At 60.2% G+C, this 16,571-nt stretch carries 18 protein-coding genes and 1 tRNA gene; 10 read left to right on the forward strand and 9 right to left on the reverse strand.

Annotated elements, in window-relative coordinates; genetic code table 11:
• Window positions 1–400: 400 nt before the first annotated feature.
• The 3 genes from AC630_RS45710 to AC630_RS47890 form a co-directional block, all read right to left on the reverse strand.
• A complete protein-coding gene (locus AC630_RS45710) occupies window positions 401–643 on the reverse strand; it encodes a hypothetical protein (RefSeq protein ID WP_074121987.1) in 243 nt (80 codons plus the stop codon).
• A 135-nt stretch (window positions 644–778) separates the two neighbouring features.
• A complete protein-coding gene (locus AC630_RS29620; RefSeq protein WP_074121989.1) occupies window positions 779–1,786 on the reverse strand; it encodes an acyl-CoA desaturase in 1,008 nt (335 codons plus the stop codon).
• A gap of 448 nt (window positions 1,787–2,234) precedes the next feature.
• A complete protein-coding gene (locus tag AC630_RS47890; protein ID WP_283808462.1) occupies window positions 2,235–2,360 on the reverse strand; it encodes a hypothetical protein in 126 nt (41 codons plus the stop codon).
• A gap of 221 nt (window positions 2,361–2,581) precedes the next feature.
• Between AC630_RS47890 and AC630_RS29630 the strand changes: the two genes are divergently transcribed.
• Window positions 2,582–3,364 (forward strand): outer membrane protein, encoded by a 783-nt coding sequence (locus AC630_RS29630; protein ID WP_074121992.1) that lies wholly within the window; start codon window positions 2,582–2,584, stop codon window positions 3,362–3,364.
• Between the two features lie 433 nt (window positions 3,365–3,797).
• Entirely contained in the window at window positions 3,798–4,175 is a 378-nt protein-coding gene (locus tag AC630_RS29635) for a limonene-1,2-epoxide hydrolase family protein (RefSeq protein ID WP_074121994.1), read from the forward strand.
• Window positions 4,176–4,279: 104 nt separating this feature from the next.
• Here AC630_RS29635 and AC630_RS29640 read toward each other — a convergent pair.
• Window positions 4,280–4,354 (reverse strand) — tRNA-Glu (locus tag AC630_RS29640).
• A 225-nt stretch (window positions 4,355–4,579) separates the two neighbouring features.
• On the opposite strand from AC630_RS29640, the gene AC630_RS29645 reads away from it, so the two are divergent.
• The 3 genes from AC630_RS29645 to AC630_RS44410 are packed head-to-tail and all read left to right on the forward strand — an operon-like array spanning window position 4,580 to window position 5,311.
• Entirely contained in the window at window positions 4,580–4,834 is a 255-nt protein-coding gene (locus tag AC630_RS29645; RefSeq protein ID WP_074121996.1) for a PilZ domain-containing protein, read from the forward strand.
• Between the two features lie 57 nt (window positions 4,835–4,891).
• Window positions 4,892–5,137 (forward strand): hypothetical protein, encoded by a 246-nt coding sequence (locus AC630_RS29650; RefSeq protein ID WP_074122064.1) that lies wholly within the window; start codon window positions 4,892–4,894, stop codon window positions 5,135–5,137.
• Between the two features lie 6 nt (window positions 5,138–5,143).
• Window positions 5,144–5,311 carry a hypothetical protein gene (locus AC630_RS44410; protein WP_143198415.1) on the forward strand — a complete coding sequence of 56 codons (168 nt, stop codon included), beginning with the start codon at window positions 5,144–5,146 and terminating at the stop codon, window positions 5,309–5,311.
• Between the two features lie 207 nt (window positions 5,312–5,518).
• Here AC630_RS44410 and AC630_RS29655 read toward each other — a convergent pair whose 3' ends face one another.
• Together AC630_RS29655 and AC630_RS29660 are read right to left on the reverse strand one after the other, a co-directional pair.
• Window positions 5,519–6,157, reverse strand: coding sequence for a glutathione S-transferase family protein (locus tag AC630_RS29655; RefSeq protein WP_074121998.1), 639 nt, complete (start codon window positions 6,155–6,157; stop codon window positions 5,519–5,521).
• A 291-nt stretch (window positions 6,158–6,448) separates the two neighbouring features.
• Window positions 6,449–6,901 (reverse strand): VOC family protein, encoded by a 453-nt coding sequence (locus tag AC630_RS29660; RefSeq protein ID WP_074121999.1) that lies wholly within the window; start codon window positions 6,899–6,901, stop codon window positions 6,449–6,451.
• 171 nt (window positions 6,902–7,072) lie between these two features.
• Here AC630_RS29660 and AC630_RS44415 point away from each other — a divergent pair, with 171 nt between their 5' ends.
• Together AC630_RS44415 and AC630_RS44425 are read left to right on the forward strand one after the other, a co-directional pair.
• Complete coding sequence (locus AC630_RS44415) at window positions 7,073–7,237, forward strand: DUF3768 domain-containing protein (protein ID WP_143198426.1); 165 nt, start codon at window positions 7,073–7,075, stop codon at window positions 7,235–7,237.
• A gap of 338 nt (window positions 7,238–7,575) precedes the next feature.
• A complete protein-coding gene (locus AC630_RS44425) occupies window positions 7,576–9,525 on the forward strand; it encodes a coiled-coil domain-containing protein (protein ID WP_143198416.1) in 1,950 nt (649 codons plus the stop codon).
• 592 nt (window positions 9,526–10,117) lie between these two features.
• On the opposite strand, the gene AC630_RS29670 is transcribed toward AC630_RS44425, so the two are convergent.
• The gene (locus tag AC630_RS29670) at window positions 10,118–12,631 is read right to left on the reverse strand and encodes an arylsulfatase (protein ID WP_074122002.1); all 2,514 of its coding nucleotides are present in this window, start codon (window positions 12,629–12,631) and stop codon (window positions 10,118–10,120) included.
• 205 nt (window positions 12,632–12,836) lie between these two features.
• The gene (locus tag AC630_RS29675; protein ID WP_143198417.1) at window positions 12,837–13,877 is read right to left on the reverse strand and encodes a hypothetical protein; all 1,041 of its coding nucleotides are present in this window, start codon (window positions 13,875–13,877) and stop codon (window positions 12,837–12,839) included.
• Between the two features lie 546 nt (window positions 13,878–14,423).
• Between AC630_RS29675 and AC630_RS29685 the strand changes: the two genes are divergently transcribed.
• From AC630_RS29685 to AC630_RS29695, 3 genes are read left to right on the forward strand one after another with little or no spacing between them, the layout of a single operon-like run.
• Window positions 14,424–14,738, forward strand: a complete 315-nt coding sequence (locus AC630_RS29685; protein ID WP_074122007.1) for an ArsR/SmtB family transcription factor — start codon at window positions 14,424–14,426, stop codon at window positions 14,736–14,738.
• On the forward strand, window positions 14,735–15,094 hold the full coding sequence (locus AC630_RS29690; RefSeq protein ID WP_074122009.1) for an SRPBCC family protein: 360 nt from the start codon (window positions 14,735–14,737) through the stop codon (window positions 15,092–15,094). Before AC630_RS29685 ends, AC630_RS29690 begins: the two co-directional genes overlap by 4 nt.
• A 50-nt stretch (window positions 15,095–15,144) precedes the next feature.
• Window positions 15,145–15,774 (forward strand): ATP-dependent Clp protease proteolytic subunit, encoded by a 630-nt coding sequence (locus tag AC630_RS29695; RefSeq protein ID WP_074122011.1) that lies wholly within the window; start codon window positions 15,145–15,147, stop codon window positions 15,772–15,774.
• Between the two features lie 351 nt (window positions 15,775–16,125).
• Here AC630_RS29695 and AC630_RS29700 read toward each other — a convergent pair whose 3' ends face one another.
• Window positions 16,126–16,428: a hypothetical protein gene (locus AC630_RS29700; RefSeq protein WP_074122013.1), complete on the reverse strand. Its 303-nt coding sequence runs from the start codon at window positions 16,426–16,428 to the stop codon at window positions 16,126–16,128.
• Between the last annotated feature and the right edge of the window lie 143 nt (window positions 16,429–16,571).

Here is a 16,571-nt window from a genome sequence, read left to right on the forward strand (position 1 = left end):
ATAGGTTCCCTTGCCCGGCTTTGCTACGTCCACCGATGCGACCATCTGTCATGCGCTTGCTGTCCTGCCGCTTAACAAGCGCGACAGCCAGCATTCATCGGTGCCGCCACCGAACGTGTAGAATTCGAGCGCAATCAATTGCATGACAGAATCACTTCGTCATCAATGACAGCGGTCGCGCCTCGCGTCGGATTGCGATTGGCAAGTCAGATCAAGGCAATGCGCGGATTTCTTCGATTAACGATGCATGTGTCCCGGTGGCGAGTCCAGAGCCAGGCATTCGCTGGACAAGCATGGCCGTGCGAACCACGCTGCGCAGCGGCGCCTCACAGGAAGCGCAGCTTGCGCAGGTTCGAATCGTCGTCTCCGGCAGGACGATTGGAAGCGCCGTTCGCTGCCTTCAGTGCGTGGTGAACGGCGGCCGCGCGTCGGGCGCGATGTCGAAGGCGCCGAGATGGAATTCCTCTCCGGCGGAAGCGCCCGGTTCGGGATGTTGCGCCAGCAGCGTGAACGCCGCTTGCGGGTATTGCTGCCAGATCTCGAGATCGCCGGCGGTGATGGTGAGCCAGCCGAACGTGTACATGTAGCGTCCGGGCTCCGTGACCCAGCCGACCCTGTCCCAGGTGATCTTGTTGACTGCCATTCGGTCCCCCGATCGCAAGTCTGCAAATGAAGTCCGGCACGAGGCACAGACCCTCAAAAGCTGATCCCGCAATGGGGCCGCGATAGGGCGGCGATGCGGAGGCAAGTCGGCCGCTGGGCCGCCGCCGACCGCGAGTCAGCGCGCCGTCGAGGCCGCCTGTGCTTCCGCCGCCCGCTCCAGCTGACGGTGCGAGGCGTGGAAGACGTCATGGACGAGGCCGATCTTCTCGAGACCCAGGATGATGAGGCCGTTGAGATCGATCTCCCACCAGGCGTGCGAGATATAGGCGTCCCGCGGGAAGCGGTGATGGTTGTTATGCAGACCCTCGCCGAAGGTGAGGATCGTGGTCACGAACTCGTTGGTCGAGGCATCGTCGACCTCGAAGCGGCGATAGCCGTAAGCGTGGCAGACCGAGCCGGTGAGCTGGCTGACGAGGATGAGCAGATAAGCGCGGAACAGGCCGGAGAACAGTATGCAGCCGATCATCGTATGCAGCCCGCCGAAAACGTAGCCGATCACGCCCGGTATGAAGACTGCCGACATCCCGTACCAGACCCAGCGTGTTCGCACGAAGAACATCGCGATGGGATCGGCCAGGATGTCCTTGGCGTAGTATTCATTGTCGGTGGTTGCCTGGTCGAACACCCAGCCACCCTGGGCATGCATGAAGCCCTTGAACAGGCTGACATAGCGATTGCCGAAGCCATCAAACTGCGGGCTGTGGGGATCGCCGACGTCATCAGCATAGAGGTGGTGGCGGCGGTGGTTGGCGACCCATTTGGCGATCGAGCCCTGCACCGCCATCTGGGCGATGGCGCAGAAGAAAGTGCGCATGATCGGGCCGCAGCGGAAGCTGCGGTGAACGAACAGGCGGTGCATCCCAGCACCGATGCCGAAAGTCGTCAGCGCGAACATCCAGGCAAACGCAAACCATTCCACTCGACCGAGGCCTTGCGTGACAGCCCAAATGATGCCCGCGACAGCGCCGACATAAAGTATACCGAGCAGGAGATAGCTCTCGCGCAGCTTGGCCTGGACGAGGGGGCCTTCGGTGACGACACCGGGTGGGAGCTGCGGCTTGGCGGTGGCGGGGGTGCTCTGGGCGATCTCTGCCGGGGCGAACTCGGCGTCAGCGGTGGACATTCCAGGACTTCCAATACTCGGAGCCCGCAGTGATTGCGGACGTGCTCGGCCACACCCTATCGCGCGCGGGCCGCCACCTCCAGCATTTAGTTAAAATTGAGTTAAAATTGGTCCGGCCGGGTTCAGGCCGGCTGCTTAAGCCATTCCGGCATTTGTCAATGATGCCGTCTGCGCGGCGGATGTCATCGAGGGTCGAGTTGCCGAGCAGCGTGATGATCGCCTCGCGTCGGTAAAGATGCCGCTCGCGCCTGGAAGTCTGCCGGTAGTCGACGCCGTCCCGACGTGGCGGCGCGCGCGACACGATTGCGATCTGTCGCAGCTTCTGCGGCTCCAAGAGGCTCATGTCTCACCGCGTGGCAACGCCTTTCGCTGCTGGAGGGCAGGGTCCGTGAATCGGGTGCCCTGAAGCTAGCTGTGGCGGCTTACGGAGATCTGACGGCGCGTTTCCTCATGCGACCTGAACGGTGCGTTCAGTGAGCCCGAGCAGCACCAGCAGAACCAGCACGCAGATGGCAATGAGCAGCTTGATCGTCGCCCAGGTGGACTGTCCCGCCTGATTCCCATTCCGCGCCACGGCAATGCGCGCCGCTTGGCGCCATAATCGGCCGGTTCGGCCCGATTTAGCAGGTTGGGCGAGCCCAAATTGGCGCCATGGTCCCAAAATCGGCGCCGGAAGCGGTTCCCAAGCACGGAACTGTTGCATTTCTGCACTAGGCAGCCCGGTTCCCCGCCTCGTACAAGTACTGACGATTGAATGACCATTTCATCAGAATTTTCGGATCGAGTGAGGAAATCATGAAGACTAAACTAGCCGCCGCCGCCCTTCTTCTTGCTTCAACGAGCCTGAGCTTCGCGGCTGATCTGGCCACCAAGGCGCCGATCTACGCTCCCGCCCCCGTGTGGTCCTGGACCGGGTTTTATCTCGGTGCCCACGTCGGCGCCGGCTGGGGAACCACGGAATCGACCGTGACCTCACTCTCGGCCGGGGGCATTGTAGCCCCCGTAAGCTTCCCGATTGCCCAGAACAGCCGCAGCGGTTTTCTTGGTGGTGGTCAGCTCGGGTACAACTGGCAGAGCGGCTGGGCCGTGTTCGGCGTCCAGGGTGATATCGCCGGTATGGACGTGAAGGGCACGACCCCGTGCATCGTCCTGGCCTCGTGCACCGCGAATAGCGACTGGCTGGCAACGGTGACCGGCCGCTTTGGTGGTGTCGTGGCTGATCGCACCCTGGTCTACGTGAAGGGCGGCGCGGCGTGGATGCATACCGACCATACGTTCAGCGTATCTGCTGTTGGTCCCCTCGGAGGAGGTGTGGGCGGCTCGGTGAGCTCCAGCAGCAACGCCTTCGGCTGGACGCTCGGTCTCGGCGCCGAATACGCCTTCGATCACAACTGGAGCGCCTTCATCGAGTACGACTACATCGACTTCGACAAGAAGAACATCGGCTTCGACTTCGCGGCGGCGGCCGGGGGCCCCGCGGGCGCGGCGATTGCGAATGTCGATATCAAGAACAAGCTGTCGATTGCCAAGGTCGGTCTGAACTATAAGTTCGGCGGCCCGGTCGTCGCGCGCTACTGATCTTCTGAAGCTACAGTTCCAGTGGAAACTGAGCCCGGCCGCTAGCGCGGTCGGGCTTTTTTCCGTCATCCGCCAGGGGCCGCCGGGATCAAGCTGCCGCGCTGACGGCAAAAACGGCTGTCAGCTCGACATCTACGAAGCGATCGCATGAGACAAAGCAAGGGGTGAGGGGATCAGCGCAGCGGAACGGTTGGCATGTCCGCCTCGAGGCTCACACTGCACACTTGTAGTGGGCATTGCGTCAGGTCCGAGAGGTGCGCAACAGCCGGAGTCACGGTTGCTCGCGAACAGACTATTCCGGTCTCGCGAAAAGTGATCTTGTGCGAGGCATCTAGACTAGAATAGCTCGGATGAGACATTCCTTGCCGAATGGCTGCTGGTCGCCTCACCGTGAAGAGTCGGGGTAAGATGTGCAATCAAAGCGGGAGAGACGATGAAGACTAACGAGCAAATCGTTCGAGATTTCATTGCGGCGTGGTCGCGGCTCGACGTCAACGAGATCGTCGCGTTCTTTGCGCCCGATGGCACCTACCATAATATGATGAACAAGCCGGTTACCGGTCACGACAACCTACACAAGTTTATCGGGGGCTTCATCAAGGATTGGACGCAGACCACCTGGGATGTCTTGAACGTTGTGTCTCGCGGGGACGTCGTCATGGCCGAGCGCCTCGACAGAACCCGCATCGCAAACAACAGTGTCGATCTGCCTTGCTGCGGCGTGTTCGAACTGTCGAATGGCAAGATCAAAATCTGGCGTGACTACTTCGACCTGGGGACCTACATGCGCGCAATCGTGCCCCAGAAATAACGCTGCTGATCGCGTCACCTCGCCGAGTCTCCATGTGCGGGATGAAATTCCCGTTGGGGCAGGTTTGCCAAATCGGCCAAAAACCAAAATCAATCTTGGGATTTTGGCGCTCCCTAGCGGAATCGAACCGCTCTCTCCACCGTGAAAGGGTGGCGTCCTAACCGATAGACGAAGGGAGCAAACGCAGAGCCCCGCCGCTTTTGGCGGCACGGCCGCCGCCGCCCGAGTCGTGCCCGGCGGCTTGCAGCGGGCGAACGTATAGTGACCTTTGCGCCCGCGGGCAAGCCGTTCGGAACGCTCTTTTGGCGTCGGTGGACAGCGCCGCCCCGGGGATCATTCGGGGCCGATTTCAACGGTTTCTTAGGGTTCCCTGCGATAGCGCTGGAACGGGAGAGTTTTCAGCAATGCCACCGCCCAAGAAGCGCGCAGCCCGCAAAATGCTGTCGCGGCACGCCTGGATCACGCTCGACGGCGGGTTTGCCGCGCGGCATTGCGTGGTCCAGGACATCTCTGATACGGGCGCGAAGATCACGCTGGATGACGATGCGAGCCAGCTACCGGGCGTGATTCGGATGGCGTTCGCGCGCGACGCCCGCACCGGGCGAAGCTGCCAGGTGGTCTGGCGCCGCGGCAAGTCGGCCGGCGTCAAGTTCCTCTGACACGAGCGGCGCCTCTCCCGGATGGCGCGCAAGGCGCCTGCGGGCTACAAAGCCGGCATGCGTGCGCCGCTCCTCATCCTCCTCTCGTTGCTAGTCACGTCCGCGGCGGCGGCCGAGGCCCTGCGTCTTCCGCCCGCCGAGCGGCCGCAGGCCGGCAAAACCCTGCCGCTGAAGGGCGCGGCCGGCACCGCGAAGGCGAACTCGTGCGCGTCTTATGGCCGAGGCTTCTACATGGTCGAGAGCACCGGGACCTGCGTGAAGATCGGTGGCTCGATCAGCGTCGACGCCACGGTCCGGCGCTAAAAGCCCATGCCGCCGGATCTGTTGCGGCTCGAGATCATCGCTCCGCTCCTGATGTATTGCGCGCTGCTGTGGTGGGTCGGCCGCGGCCTGAGCTGGACCGCGTGGTTTGCCACCGTCGCTGTCACGCTGGTGCTCATCGCCTTCGTGGTACTGGTCGAACGCGGCTGGCGCTAGATTCTTGTTTTGACGCGTTTTCTTTACGCGAAGCGGTATCCACTTCGCTCGAAAACGATCTAGGCGCGCCGCTTTCGCTGTGCCCAATGCAAAAACGCGAAAACAACCCCATGCACAGCAGCCGTCAAGTGCTCTCGTCACGCCGGACGCCGGCGGCAGAATCGCGATTCACCGCGACATCATCGCGCCTTAAGCCGCGCCAGCGGGTCAGGACATCGGCGGGGCGACATGCTGCGCGAATCCGGGCCGCCGGCCAAGCTCGGCGAGCCAGCGCGTCAGATGCGGCTGCGCCGGCCGGGTGATGCCCTCGACGCCGAGCCAGCGCCGCGCATAGCAGCCGATCGCGATGTCGGCGAGGGTGAACTGGTCGCCCTCCATGAAGCGGCGCGTGGCGAGCAGGCGGTCGGCGATCGCCCAGACCTCGGCGGCCGCATCGGCATCCTTCTGCACCTTGACCATGTCGCGCTCGGCGGGCGGCGTGCGCACGATGCCCCAGAACACCGGACGGTCGGCCGGCTGCACCATCGACAGCGTCCAGTCGAGCCAGCGGTCGACCGAGCTGCGCAACTTCGGCGCCTCCGGATAGATCGGCGTGCCGCGCGCATGCGCGAGGCAGAGATAGCGCAGTATAGAATTGGATTCCCACAGCACGAAGTCGCCCTCGACCAGCGTCGGGATCCGCGCATTGGGATTCATCGCCAGATACTCGGGCTCGCGGGTCTTGCCGTAACTCATGCCGGCGTCGATGCGCTCATAGGGAAGGTTGAGCTCGGTCAGGCACCACAGCACCTTCTGCACGTTGACCGAATTGGCGCGGCCCCAGATCGTCAGCTTGGCATCAGGCATGAAGCTCCTCCCGCGGCGTTGTTGCTTTCGCGCGGGTGATAGCGGAATTCCCTGGGGCAAGCGAGCCGCGATTGCGGCGCGCCCCTCATGCAAAAAGCTCCGCCATCGGCGGAGCCCTCATTGCAAAGTAAGCCTGATCATCAATGGCCAAAGAACAGCCAGAGCAGAAGGATCACCGGGATCGGCACGCCCAGCAACCACAGCAATATTCCTCGTCCCATGCGTCCTCCTCCAACCGCATTGTCGGAGGGTGAACGCCGGCCGTGAGGGCTTGTTCCTACGGCGTGGGGCCTACCAGTGGCCGGTGTTGGGCATCGACAGCCAGGGCTCCTGCGGCGCCTTCGGCTCGCCCTTCTGCAGCAGCTCGATCGAGTGCAGGTCCGGCGAGCGGACGAAGGCCATGTTGCCGTCGCGCGGCGGCCGGTTGATGGTGACGCCGGCCTTCATCAGCTTCTCGCAGGTGGCGTAGATGTCGTCGACCTCATAGGCGAGATGGCCGAAGAAACGGTCCTCGCCGTATTTCTCCTCGTCCCAATTCCAGGTGAGCTCGACCAGCGGCGCGCCGCGCGTCTGCGGCTGCTTCTTCAGCGCGTCGAGATCATCCGCCGAGCACAGGAACACCAGCGTGAAGCGCCCCTTGTCGTTCTCGATCCGCCGCACCTCCTTCAAGTCCAGCGCATCCTGGTAAAACTTCAGCGCGACATCGAGATTGCGCACGCGCAGCATGGTGTGGAGGTAACGCATGTTTCTTGCTCCCTAACGTTCGGAGGGTTTTTGGGGCGGCGGAGCCGGCGGGAGCGAGAGATAGCAGGAAAATGGGATGAGGGGCAGGGGGGCGGGTGCACGTGAGGACGAGGCAGCTGGTGAAGTAAACCGGCTAAGCGTGGCCGAAGCCGCGGAGCCCGCACCGTGACGATGGCGAATGAATTAATGCACCGTCACCGTAACTTCAGCTTTAAGTTCGATGACGTCGAGGTCTTCTTCAAGATCGACTACGACGATGCCAATCTAGAATTCGGCTCGCCCGACCCAGCCGTCACCCGGCAAGTGATCACCCTCATGCTGACTCAAGAATATTAGACGGCCGCAGGGCTGAACGACGTACCAACGCTAATCAGAAAGAAGCTTGGTTATAGGCACGGAGAGCGCTTGTGCCATGCGCACCATCACCAATAGAATACCCTTTTCCTCGTTCTATCCCCCCACATACGTCAAGTCGATCTCAACCTCAAAGCCAATCTCTCCTGTGTCATCCGTCGCTGTTGACGGATTCTGCGAACGTTCCTGCCGCGTCCAGTTCTGTATCGCAGGATCGAGCACCCCCGGGGCACATAGTCTCAAGGGAATTCAGTCCATATGATTGCGTTGCTTAGAGGAGCCATGGCTCCCCCAAAAGTATCCGACGGAATGAGGCGTGAATGCCGTTCATTAATGCTGTACTTTCAGTGGAGGTATCTGTGGTAAAGAACCGTTCTGTCTGGGCCGTTCTATTCAGTGCCGCACTTTTCACCGCTATTACCGACAGCGGTTCGCGGGCAGACAACGCTCAGATCCCTTCCTCGTTGGAATGTTCACCTGTTTCAACCAATCCAAAATCTAAGAGTTTCACTACAACGTTTCCGCTTTTCTTTGCCGATGGCTCATTCAAAGGTGAGCGAAGAACCGAGGCGCGCCCAGGCCGGGAAGTGTACTCCGGGTCTATTGATCAGAACAAAGCTATAAAAATCATCGGCCGAGGCGCTTATGAAGACGGATCGGATACTTGGCACTCTGGGTTTACTGGATCGTTGAGCTATGACGGCACGACCGTTCTCAGAGGATACGTCGATACCACGCGGAGAAAGGGTCGGAGAGATTGTTCAATTACGTTCTTGCTGTCTTCAGATAGGCGAGCATCCCTGTTTGTGTCGGTGGGTGCGCTCGCCGCATCTCCGCAGGCTACGAAAGAAGAACCTCACACTCAATCTTCCAAACCAGAACCCCAAGCTACGGCTGCCAGTGAACAAGTCGGACCGACGCAAACCGCACAAGCAAAACCCCAAGATCAACCATCCAAAGCTTCGGACGCAACAGCGTTAGCTCGGGAAGAGAAAACCAGAAAGCAGTTGGAGGATTTGGTTGAGGATTTGCAGAAGGAATTAAACGCTGCACGAGAGGAGTTGAAAAAGCAGCAGGGCCAACAGGCCGCCGCAGCCGGTGATCTAGCGGAGAAGCAAAGAGCACTGCAGACGGCACAAGAACAATTGAAAAAGCAAGGTGACTTCCAGAAGGTTACAGCGAATAACCTGTCGGCTAAACAAAAGGTCCTACAAGCAGAACAAGAAACATTTCTAGCAGCGCAGGCCGCCTTTAACGATCAACGGATAGCCGCAGCAAACGACCTGAGGGAGAACCAAAGGGCATTACAAGGCGAGCAAGAACGGTTGACGTTTGCTGCTCAGGAGTACGAAGTATGGAACTGGGTGGCACGGGTAGCGATGGCCCTTGGAGTTTCGGGACTCCTTTATTGGCTGTACTGGGTGCGCCGTCATTCGCTTATGAAGCCCAAAAGCATTCTTAGCGCGCCTTCCGAAGTGATTACGCCTTCCTCCGTACTAGCAAATATTTCGGACGATCAAGGCAAACGTGATTCTGAGATCACTGCCGATCAGCAACTCGGCGGGCTTTCCGAAAGGTCTGCAACATCCGTAGCGACCGACAGGCCGGACAATAATTTGCGAATCTCCACAGACCATCAGGAGGAGGACGTGTTGCCACCACCCCTGCCGATTGCCCCGGAAGTGCAGCACGAGATGAGTCGAAGTGAGGAGCGCGCTGAGGTCGGCGCGTATGAGGCGACAGCCGAATCAGACAGTGAGGGTGTCGAAGCTGTGGTCGATCAGATCTCAATAGAGACAGATCGGATAGTCGATTGGTTGAAGGTCTGCACCACACCAATCCTGATCGCCTTCAATGCCTCAGTCGTCTTTGTAGCTCTTGGTGGAACGCTTTCGCCTATATTAGGAACGATAGGATTTGTTGCTGTACCGGTAGCTTTTGTTTCAGCTTTAGCGTCTCATCTCATGGGTACTCATTTTGACGTCACCCGTGATCGTCTCTCTTATCCTTATTTTGCGTGGCGATTAGGATTACGTCTGTCTGGCATCGACGACGCCAATGCACAGACCGTCAACAAGCGCGGTGTCGATGTTCTGGCGAGTCTAGGTGAAAAGAATCCCAAATACAAAACCGTCCACCACTACAACGTGAACCTGTCGGGAGATTTTCGTGCGCGACGCTTGATGTTTCGTTCCAAATTCAAGCGCGACCAATTTCTGAGCATTCTGCGAGCGGCTCGACCTGACGTGCGGATCACGCGATGGTCTTAATACGTCAGGTCGGGATTACGGTGACAGTGCACTCAACTGGCGCTGTCCGGCTTGCAGGCATGCCGTGGCATGGCCGTCTCGTCTGCGTCGTCGTCCTCGGTTATCCCGACCATGTCACCCAGCGCGGCAACGGCCGGGGCGCGCACGTTCTTTGATGACGGCGAATGAATTTAGCACTGCCACCGTAATTCCATCCCAAGGCCACGCCACCCACGTTCGGTTACGCTGGCGCAACTCTGGTAAAATTCCCTACGACTATTCGAGTTGCTCTTTAAGCGCCTACCGCAAACCCGCGCCGCAGTCAGGGGCGCGTATGAGGTCCGCTCTGCCCCTGATTGCGGCGCGATAGCGGATCTCACCAGAGGTCCGAGTTGGGCCAAAGGCTAGTCTAGCTCGGAGCCGAGCCGGCTTCTTCCGGAGTTCCTGCAGGCGGCGGAGATCCTTTGGAGCGCGTAGAATCCGCGCAAGCGAGGAGGAGGCTGTGGACGAGTTCCAGTACTCTGGCGCCTCGGGGCCGGCAGAGCCCGGGAGCGCGGCAGTCACTCAATGAATCCGGGGCGCAGGCACTGAATGCCCGCGCCCCGGATGTTCATTACTCGCGTCCGGCGGCAGCTTTCTGCTTAGCTGCTTCCAGCTTCTTGACATCCTCCGGCGTCAGCTTCGGCCGCTCGATGGTCAAGGTCACCTTGTTGAGCTTGCCGCTGAAGGCGAACGGCGGCTGATAGTCAGCGTCGTTCACCCCCGTCAGTGTATCGGAACCGACGTCGAGGCTTTCGTCGAATTGCAGGATGAACGGGATCGTGTGCTCCATCTTCTGCGTCGCCACGTCCTTCCCGTCCACCTTCAGCACCCCGGTGCCACCCTGGCCGATGCCGGCGTAGCTGCCGAAAGCCATCGTCGCCGCGCCCATCCCCTCGTACTTGAAGTCGAACTCGAGCGTGTGCTTGCCCGGCGCCAGCGCATCGGGGCCCTCCCATTGGACTTGCTTCAGACCGACCAGGTTCCAGACGAACTTCGGCTTGCCCTTGAGCAGATAGAAGCCGTAGCCGCCGAAGCGACCGCCCTGCGTGATCACCATGCCTTCGGCGCCGTCCTGCGGGACCTCGATCTCCGCCTTGAAGTTATATGACGCATTGAGCACCGACGGCGCATCGCCGTTCGGCGTGCCGGTGAGCGGCGCCGCCCAGGTGAACGCATCGCGGCCGGCGGTGATGCTGGGCTTCGGCACGATCGCGCGGGCGACGAACGAGTTGTCGAGCGGCAGCACCTGATACTTCTTCGCCGCCTGCTCGAATACCGCCTTCAGCTCCTTCAGCTTCGCGGGGTTCTTCGCCGCAAGATCGTCCGACTGCGTCCAGTCGTTGCGCAGGTCGTAAAGCTCCCACGGCGTGGCGGCAAGATTGAGCACAGGCGCTGTGTTTTCCCACGGCTTGCGCCCGACCTTCGTGGCAGCGAACCAGCCCTCCTGGTAGATGCCGCGGTCACCCATCATCTCGAAGTACTGGGTCTTGTGCGCCGACGGCGCGTCCGCGTTCTTGGCGTCGAACGTGTAAATCATGCTGACGCCCTCGATCGGGCTCTGCTTGATGCCGTCGACCATGGTCGGCTGCTTGATCTTCGCCGCCTCGAGGATCGTCGGCGCAATATCAATCATGTGGTGGAACTGATTACGGATGCCACCCTTGTCCTTGATTACCGCCGGCCACGAGATCGCCATGCCCTGGCGGACGCCGCCGAAGTGCGACGCGATCTGCTTGGTCCAGGAGAACGGCGTGTCGAAAGCCCATGCCCAAGGCACCGCCATATGATTGTACGTCCGGTCGGTGCCCCAGACGTCGTAGAAATGCTTGAGCTGCTCCTCGACGTTCGGATTGACGCCGTTGAACATCGCAATCTCGTTCGGCGTGCCGATCATCGTGCCCTCGGCGCTCGTTCCGTTGTCGCCTTCGATGTAGATGATCAGCGTGTTGTCGAGCTTACCCATGTCCTCGACGGCCTGGATCACGCGCCCGATCTCGTGATCGGTGTAAGCGGCGTAGGCGGCGAACACGTCGACCTGCCGCACGAACAGCTTCTTCTCGTCGGCCGAAAGCTGGTCCCATTCCTTCAACATGTCGCTCGGCCACGGCGTGAGCTTCGCGTTCGGCGGAATCACGCCGAGCTTCTTCTGGTTCGCATAGATCTGCTCGCGCAGCTTGTTCCAGCCTTGGTCGAACAGATGCATCCCGCTGATCTTGTCCACCCATTCCTTCGTCGGGTGGTGCGGCGCGTGCGTGCCGCCCGGCACGTAATAGACGAAGAACGGCGTCTCGGGCGTGAGCGCGTTCATTCGCTTCATGTATTCGATTGCGTCGTCCGCCATCGCGGTGGTCAGGTTCCACGTTCCCGGCGGCTGACCCTGGAACGGGTAGATCTGTGTCGTGTTGCGGAAGAGATTCGGCTGCCACTGGTTGGTATCGCCGCCGATGAAGCCGTAGAAGTACTCGAATCCCATGCCGATCGGCCACTGGTCGAACGGGCCCGCCTGGCTCGCCTGGAATTCCGGCGTGTTGTGGTTCTTGCCAAACCACGACGTGTGGTAGCCGTTATCTCGCAGGATGCGGCCTACCGTCGCCTTGTCGCGGGTAATGATGCTGTCGTAGCCGGGGAAGCCGGTCGCCTGCTCGGAGACCACGCCGAAGCCCGCCGAGTGGTGGTTGCGGCCGGTGATGAGCGCCGCCCGCGTCGGCGAGCAAAGCGCAGTGGAGTTGAAGTTGGTATAGCGCAGGCCGTTCTGCGCGATGCGGTCGAGTGCGGGCGTAGGGATCACGCCGCCGAACGTGTTCGGCACGCCGAAGCCGGCGTCGTCCGTCATAATGAGCAGAACGTTGGGCGCGCCCTTCGGCGGCACGACCCGTGCCGGCCAATAGGGCTTCGACTGGGGTGCGAGCTCTTCGATCTTGCCGCCGAATTTCTGCGGTGGCGGAGGGAGCTGATCGCCCGGAATGGTGATGGTCGCAGCCGGCGAGCCCGGCGGCGGTGTGGTGGGTTGCGCTTGCTGTGCAGGCGCAGGGGCTGACATCGCCGATGTCAAAAGTAGTCCAGCAACAACCGTGCGAAAATTCATTGCAAGCCCTCCCGAGAGGTGCGCAAACGCGCGGAGGTTGCCATTGGGGAAACTTCACAAGATGCCGCGTTGATGCAGATCAAGGATCGTCTGCTTGACTGTCTCGTAAATTCGGCTTCGGGGCAGGGCGGTAATGCTCTGGCTGATCGCAAGATTTCCGCTTGACCGTCAGAAGCTGACGTCTGCGCCTTTATGAGTACACGCCTTAGTGCAGCGCCTCGACCTCTATCTCCTTAACTTTTGATTTGCTCAATATGCTTTGGATTGAGGTCCTTCCTGTCACGACGTCGTCTTCCAGGATGTAGGTGACCTTGCTCGAATAGGGTGAGCGGCAGTTGACTTGCGCCTCGTATTCTTCGCAGAGCTTTTTCCAATTGTATCCCGCAACGTCGATCAATCGACTCCCGACGCTGACGCCCGCAGCGTCGCTGATGTTGGGAGAGCTCACCGTCAGCTTCGTCATCCTGGCGCCTCGGCGTCGATCAGACTGATCAACCTCCAGGTGGTAGATGTCTTTGCCGTTGAATGTGAAGATCATGTTGTAGGTGAGAATTTGCCTGGTCGATTCTTCCTGTGCCGTTGTCACCTTTCGCTCCGCGAATACGGCGCGGGCGGATCTAAGACCTTCTTCAGGATCCTGGATGGAAAGCACAAGCTTCTTCTGATTTGTGTCGTAGATTCCGCGCTGATCCACTCGCCAGAATCTTGCCCAATACGACTCGTCCAGATAGCTGCGTAACGGGCCCACGAGGCGTTCGACAGTCGCCGGGCAGAGCAGCTTGAATTGTTCCGTGATGGGAGGCGCTCCTGACGCGCAACTTCCGTCGAGGAGCTTGCCCGACCGGACATGCTGCCATGTGAGGGAATAACCCCCGTTCAACCAAAGACCGCCCAGGCCGCGTAGTTGATATTCCTTTTCGTCGGTCGTTTTTATCCGGCCCGCGCTGCAGTCAGCCGTAGATGTCAGCGAAAATTCACCTCTCAATCGCGTGGCTTCTTCCTTCAGGCATGCTGCTTGCTTGGCTTCATCGTCACCCTGCATTCGAGCGCAATACTCCAGAACATCCTCTCTCGTGACGACCCCGGACATGCTCGCTTTGCTGGTGTTTGCTCCGCCGATCTCTGTGATTGTGCCATTCCATGACTTGCAGGAAGCCAATGGAAAGCTGCCGGACTTGTATATCGAATTGGGTTTCGGAAACTCGGATTGAGCAGAGGCTGTAGCGCTTCGAAACGCGACAGCCATGAGCAGAAGTCCCGAAATCAAAACGAGTTTTCTACGCGTCTTTCCGAGCAATGGTTCTCGATCGGCACAAGACGTCAGCAAAGATCTCCTGACTTGCATTCAGCCCCCAAGCATTTCTCTTCTCAAATTCGAATTCGTTCAATCTCGGCCAAACTAATAGCGTCGCTTCTCCGGTTCTAGAGATTTGTCGTTTGAGGCGCCTATCGCATATGACGGTTGAGAGGCTGCCGACAGTACTCGGCCTGCATGGTTCTCGCGGCGATGCGAAGCATCGTCCGCTACGCCCCGCCTACGGCGTGCTCCTCACCATGAGGGTTTGATATCTCGCCGCGAGACGCGTCCTCATCCTGAGGGCCCGCCATAGGCGGGCGTCTCGAAGGATGGCCGCAGGCGAGCTTCCCGCCACGTTTCTCTTCATATGCGATGGGCCTGTCTCCGGCACCGGCGGGCTGGGGCGCGGACTCGCGCGGTTGCGCCATCCCGGCTGCCGCGCGGAAAAGCAAAATCATCATTGCAAATCACATAAGTGTATGCTTATGTGTCGTCATGATACAAAATGACATCTTCCGGGCTCTGGCCGATCCGACCCGGCTCGCGATTTTCGAGAAGCTGGCGGCGGGCGGAATGAATGCCAGTGCCTTGCGCGAGGGTATGGAGATCAGCCAGCCGGCGATGTCGCAGCATCTTGCGGTTCTCCGGGGCGCCGGACTCGTCAAGGAGCAACGGCAGGGGCGTTTCGTGAACTACGAGGTCGATCCCGACGGGCTCACTCTCATCGCGCAGTGGCTGGCGAAATATCGCGCCTATTGGCCCGCACGCATCGAAGCTCTCAAGGTCTTGCTGAAGGACATGGACCAATGAACGACGAACCCACCGGAGATCGGAAAGTCGGCTTCGAACTCGAGTACCAACTCGACGAGCCCATGGAAAAGGTCTGGCGTGCGATCAGCATCCCGGAGTTTCGGGACCGCTGGCTGCCGCAGGAAGCGCTGGCCGATCCCGATGCGACTTCCGTTACGCCCGGCGAGGAAGTCAGCTACAGGATGCGCGACGACGCGCCGCCCTTCCTCGAAAGCGTGGTAACGTTCAGGGTCACTCCCAACGCATCCGGTGGGACCAGCTTGCGGATCATCCACGAAGCGACCGACATGCGGATCGCGCGGATGACGAGGGCGGCGGCCAACAACAACAGTCCGACTGTCATGCTCGCCGCCTGACGCGCGACCAGCTTACCGACAAAACAAAATCCGACGAATGGAGTTCGCCGATGCGCGAAGCGATGCAACTCGTCCCTGTGGTCATCGAGCAGTCGAGCAGAGGGGAACGGTCCTTCGACATCTATTCCCGCCTTCTGCGCGAACGGATCATCTTCGTCAACGGGGAGGTGAACGACACCGTTTCGGCACTGGTTTGCGCGCAATTGCTGTTCCTGGAAGCGGAGAATCCCAGGAAGCCGATCAACATGTACATCAATTCTCCCGGCGGCGTCGTGACCAGCGGCTTCGCCATGTACGACACGATGCGCTACATCCGCGCGCCGGTGCATACGCTCTGCATGGGGACGGCTTGTTCGATGGGGTCGTTCCTGCTGATGGCGGGCGAACCGGGCCATCGCGCCGCGTTGCCCAACGCCAGCATCCTGATCCATCAGCCGTCGGGCGGCTTTCAGGGGCAGGCTTCCGACATGCTCATTCATGCCGAAAATATCAAGCGGACCAAGCACCGTATGACGCAGCTCTATGCCGAACACTGCAAGCGGAGCTACGAGGAGTTCGAGCGCGCAATGGATCGTGATCGCTTCATGACGCCCGAAGAAGCAGTGGAGTGGGGCCTCGTCGATCGCGTTCTGCCGGTTCGACAGGACGAACGGGACGCTATGGGCCACGAGCGGGACTGACCTCCGTATTGTCACGAGATGTCGGAAGAGCGAAGAGCCGCGGCCGCGCGAATGTGCTCCGGCTCTCGCGGCGAGCACCGAGCACACGCCGATCGGTATGTCTTCCAACGGCCCACAAGCCAACTTCGGGCTATGAATGGTGACGTTCGCGGTACTTCGTTGCCATCGCGTCGATCGGTTGAGACGACCTGCGAAATCGTCTTTTGCACGCGCGCTGGCTGATGAATCTTCCAGGCGAGCCGCCAACGAGGTGTGCCGAAGCCTCGTCAGTTACTGGCGGCGTTTGTGCCCACGGATGCGCTCAGCAACTTCAGAGGCTACGGCCGAGGCCGACACGGTCGCCGTCTGCAGCTAGGCTGCAATCCGTTGCTCGACGGGGGCCGTCAGGTACTTGAGCATTTGGGCATGCTCCAGGTCGGGCACCGCGATGGCCGTGTGGCTGTAAATCGCATGGGTCCGTGATTTTGCAATCTTGTCCAGGATCTGACTGCCTTTGATGACGTGGAGGCCCATACCCTCTTCTGAAGGGAAGATCGCCAACACCACGTCATAAGCCGCGATGACGGTTCTAAGCGCTTCAGCCTTGTCTTCGGCAACGTCGACAAAAACGCGCACATCAGCCGCGAGTTCACGCAGCTCGTGAAAATCCAACATTGTGGGTTTACTCCAACGCAACGATACTGACGGAAGCTTGGAGGCGTTGGGTTACCGAAGTATGAACAACACATGCCGAGCCACAGGTTTCACGATGAGGTGACTCTGGCGCCGGATCGAGAAGGGCCGCGGGACATCTCGGG

The sequence above is a fragment of the Bradyrhizobium sp. AS23.2 genome (assembly GCF_001908185.1).
In the GTDB taxonomy this organism is placed as follows: Bacteria; Pseudomonadota; Alphaproteobacteria; order Rhizobiales; family Xanthobacteraceae; genus Bradyrhizobium.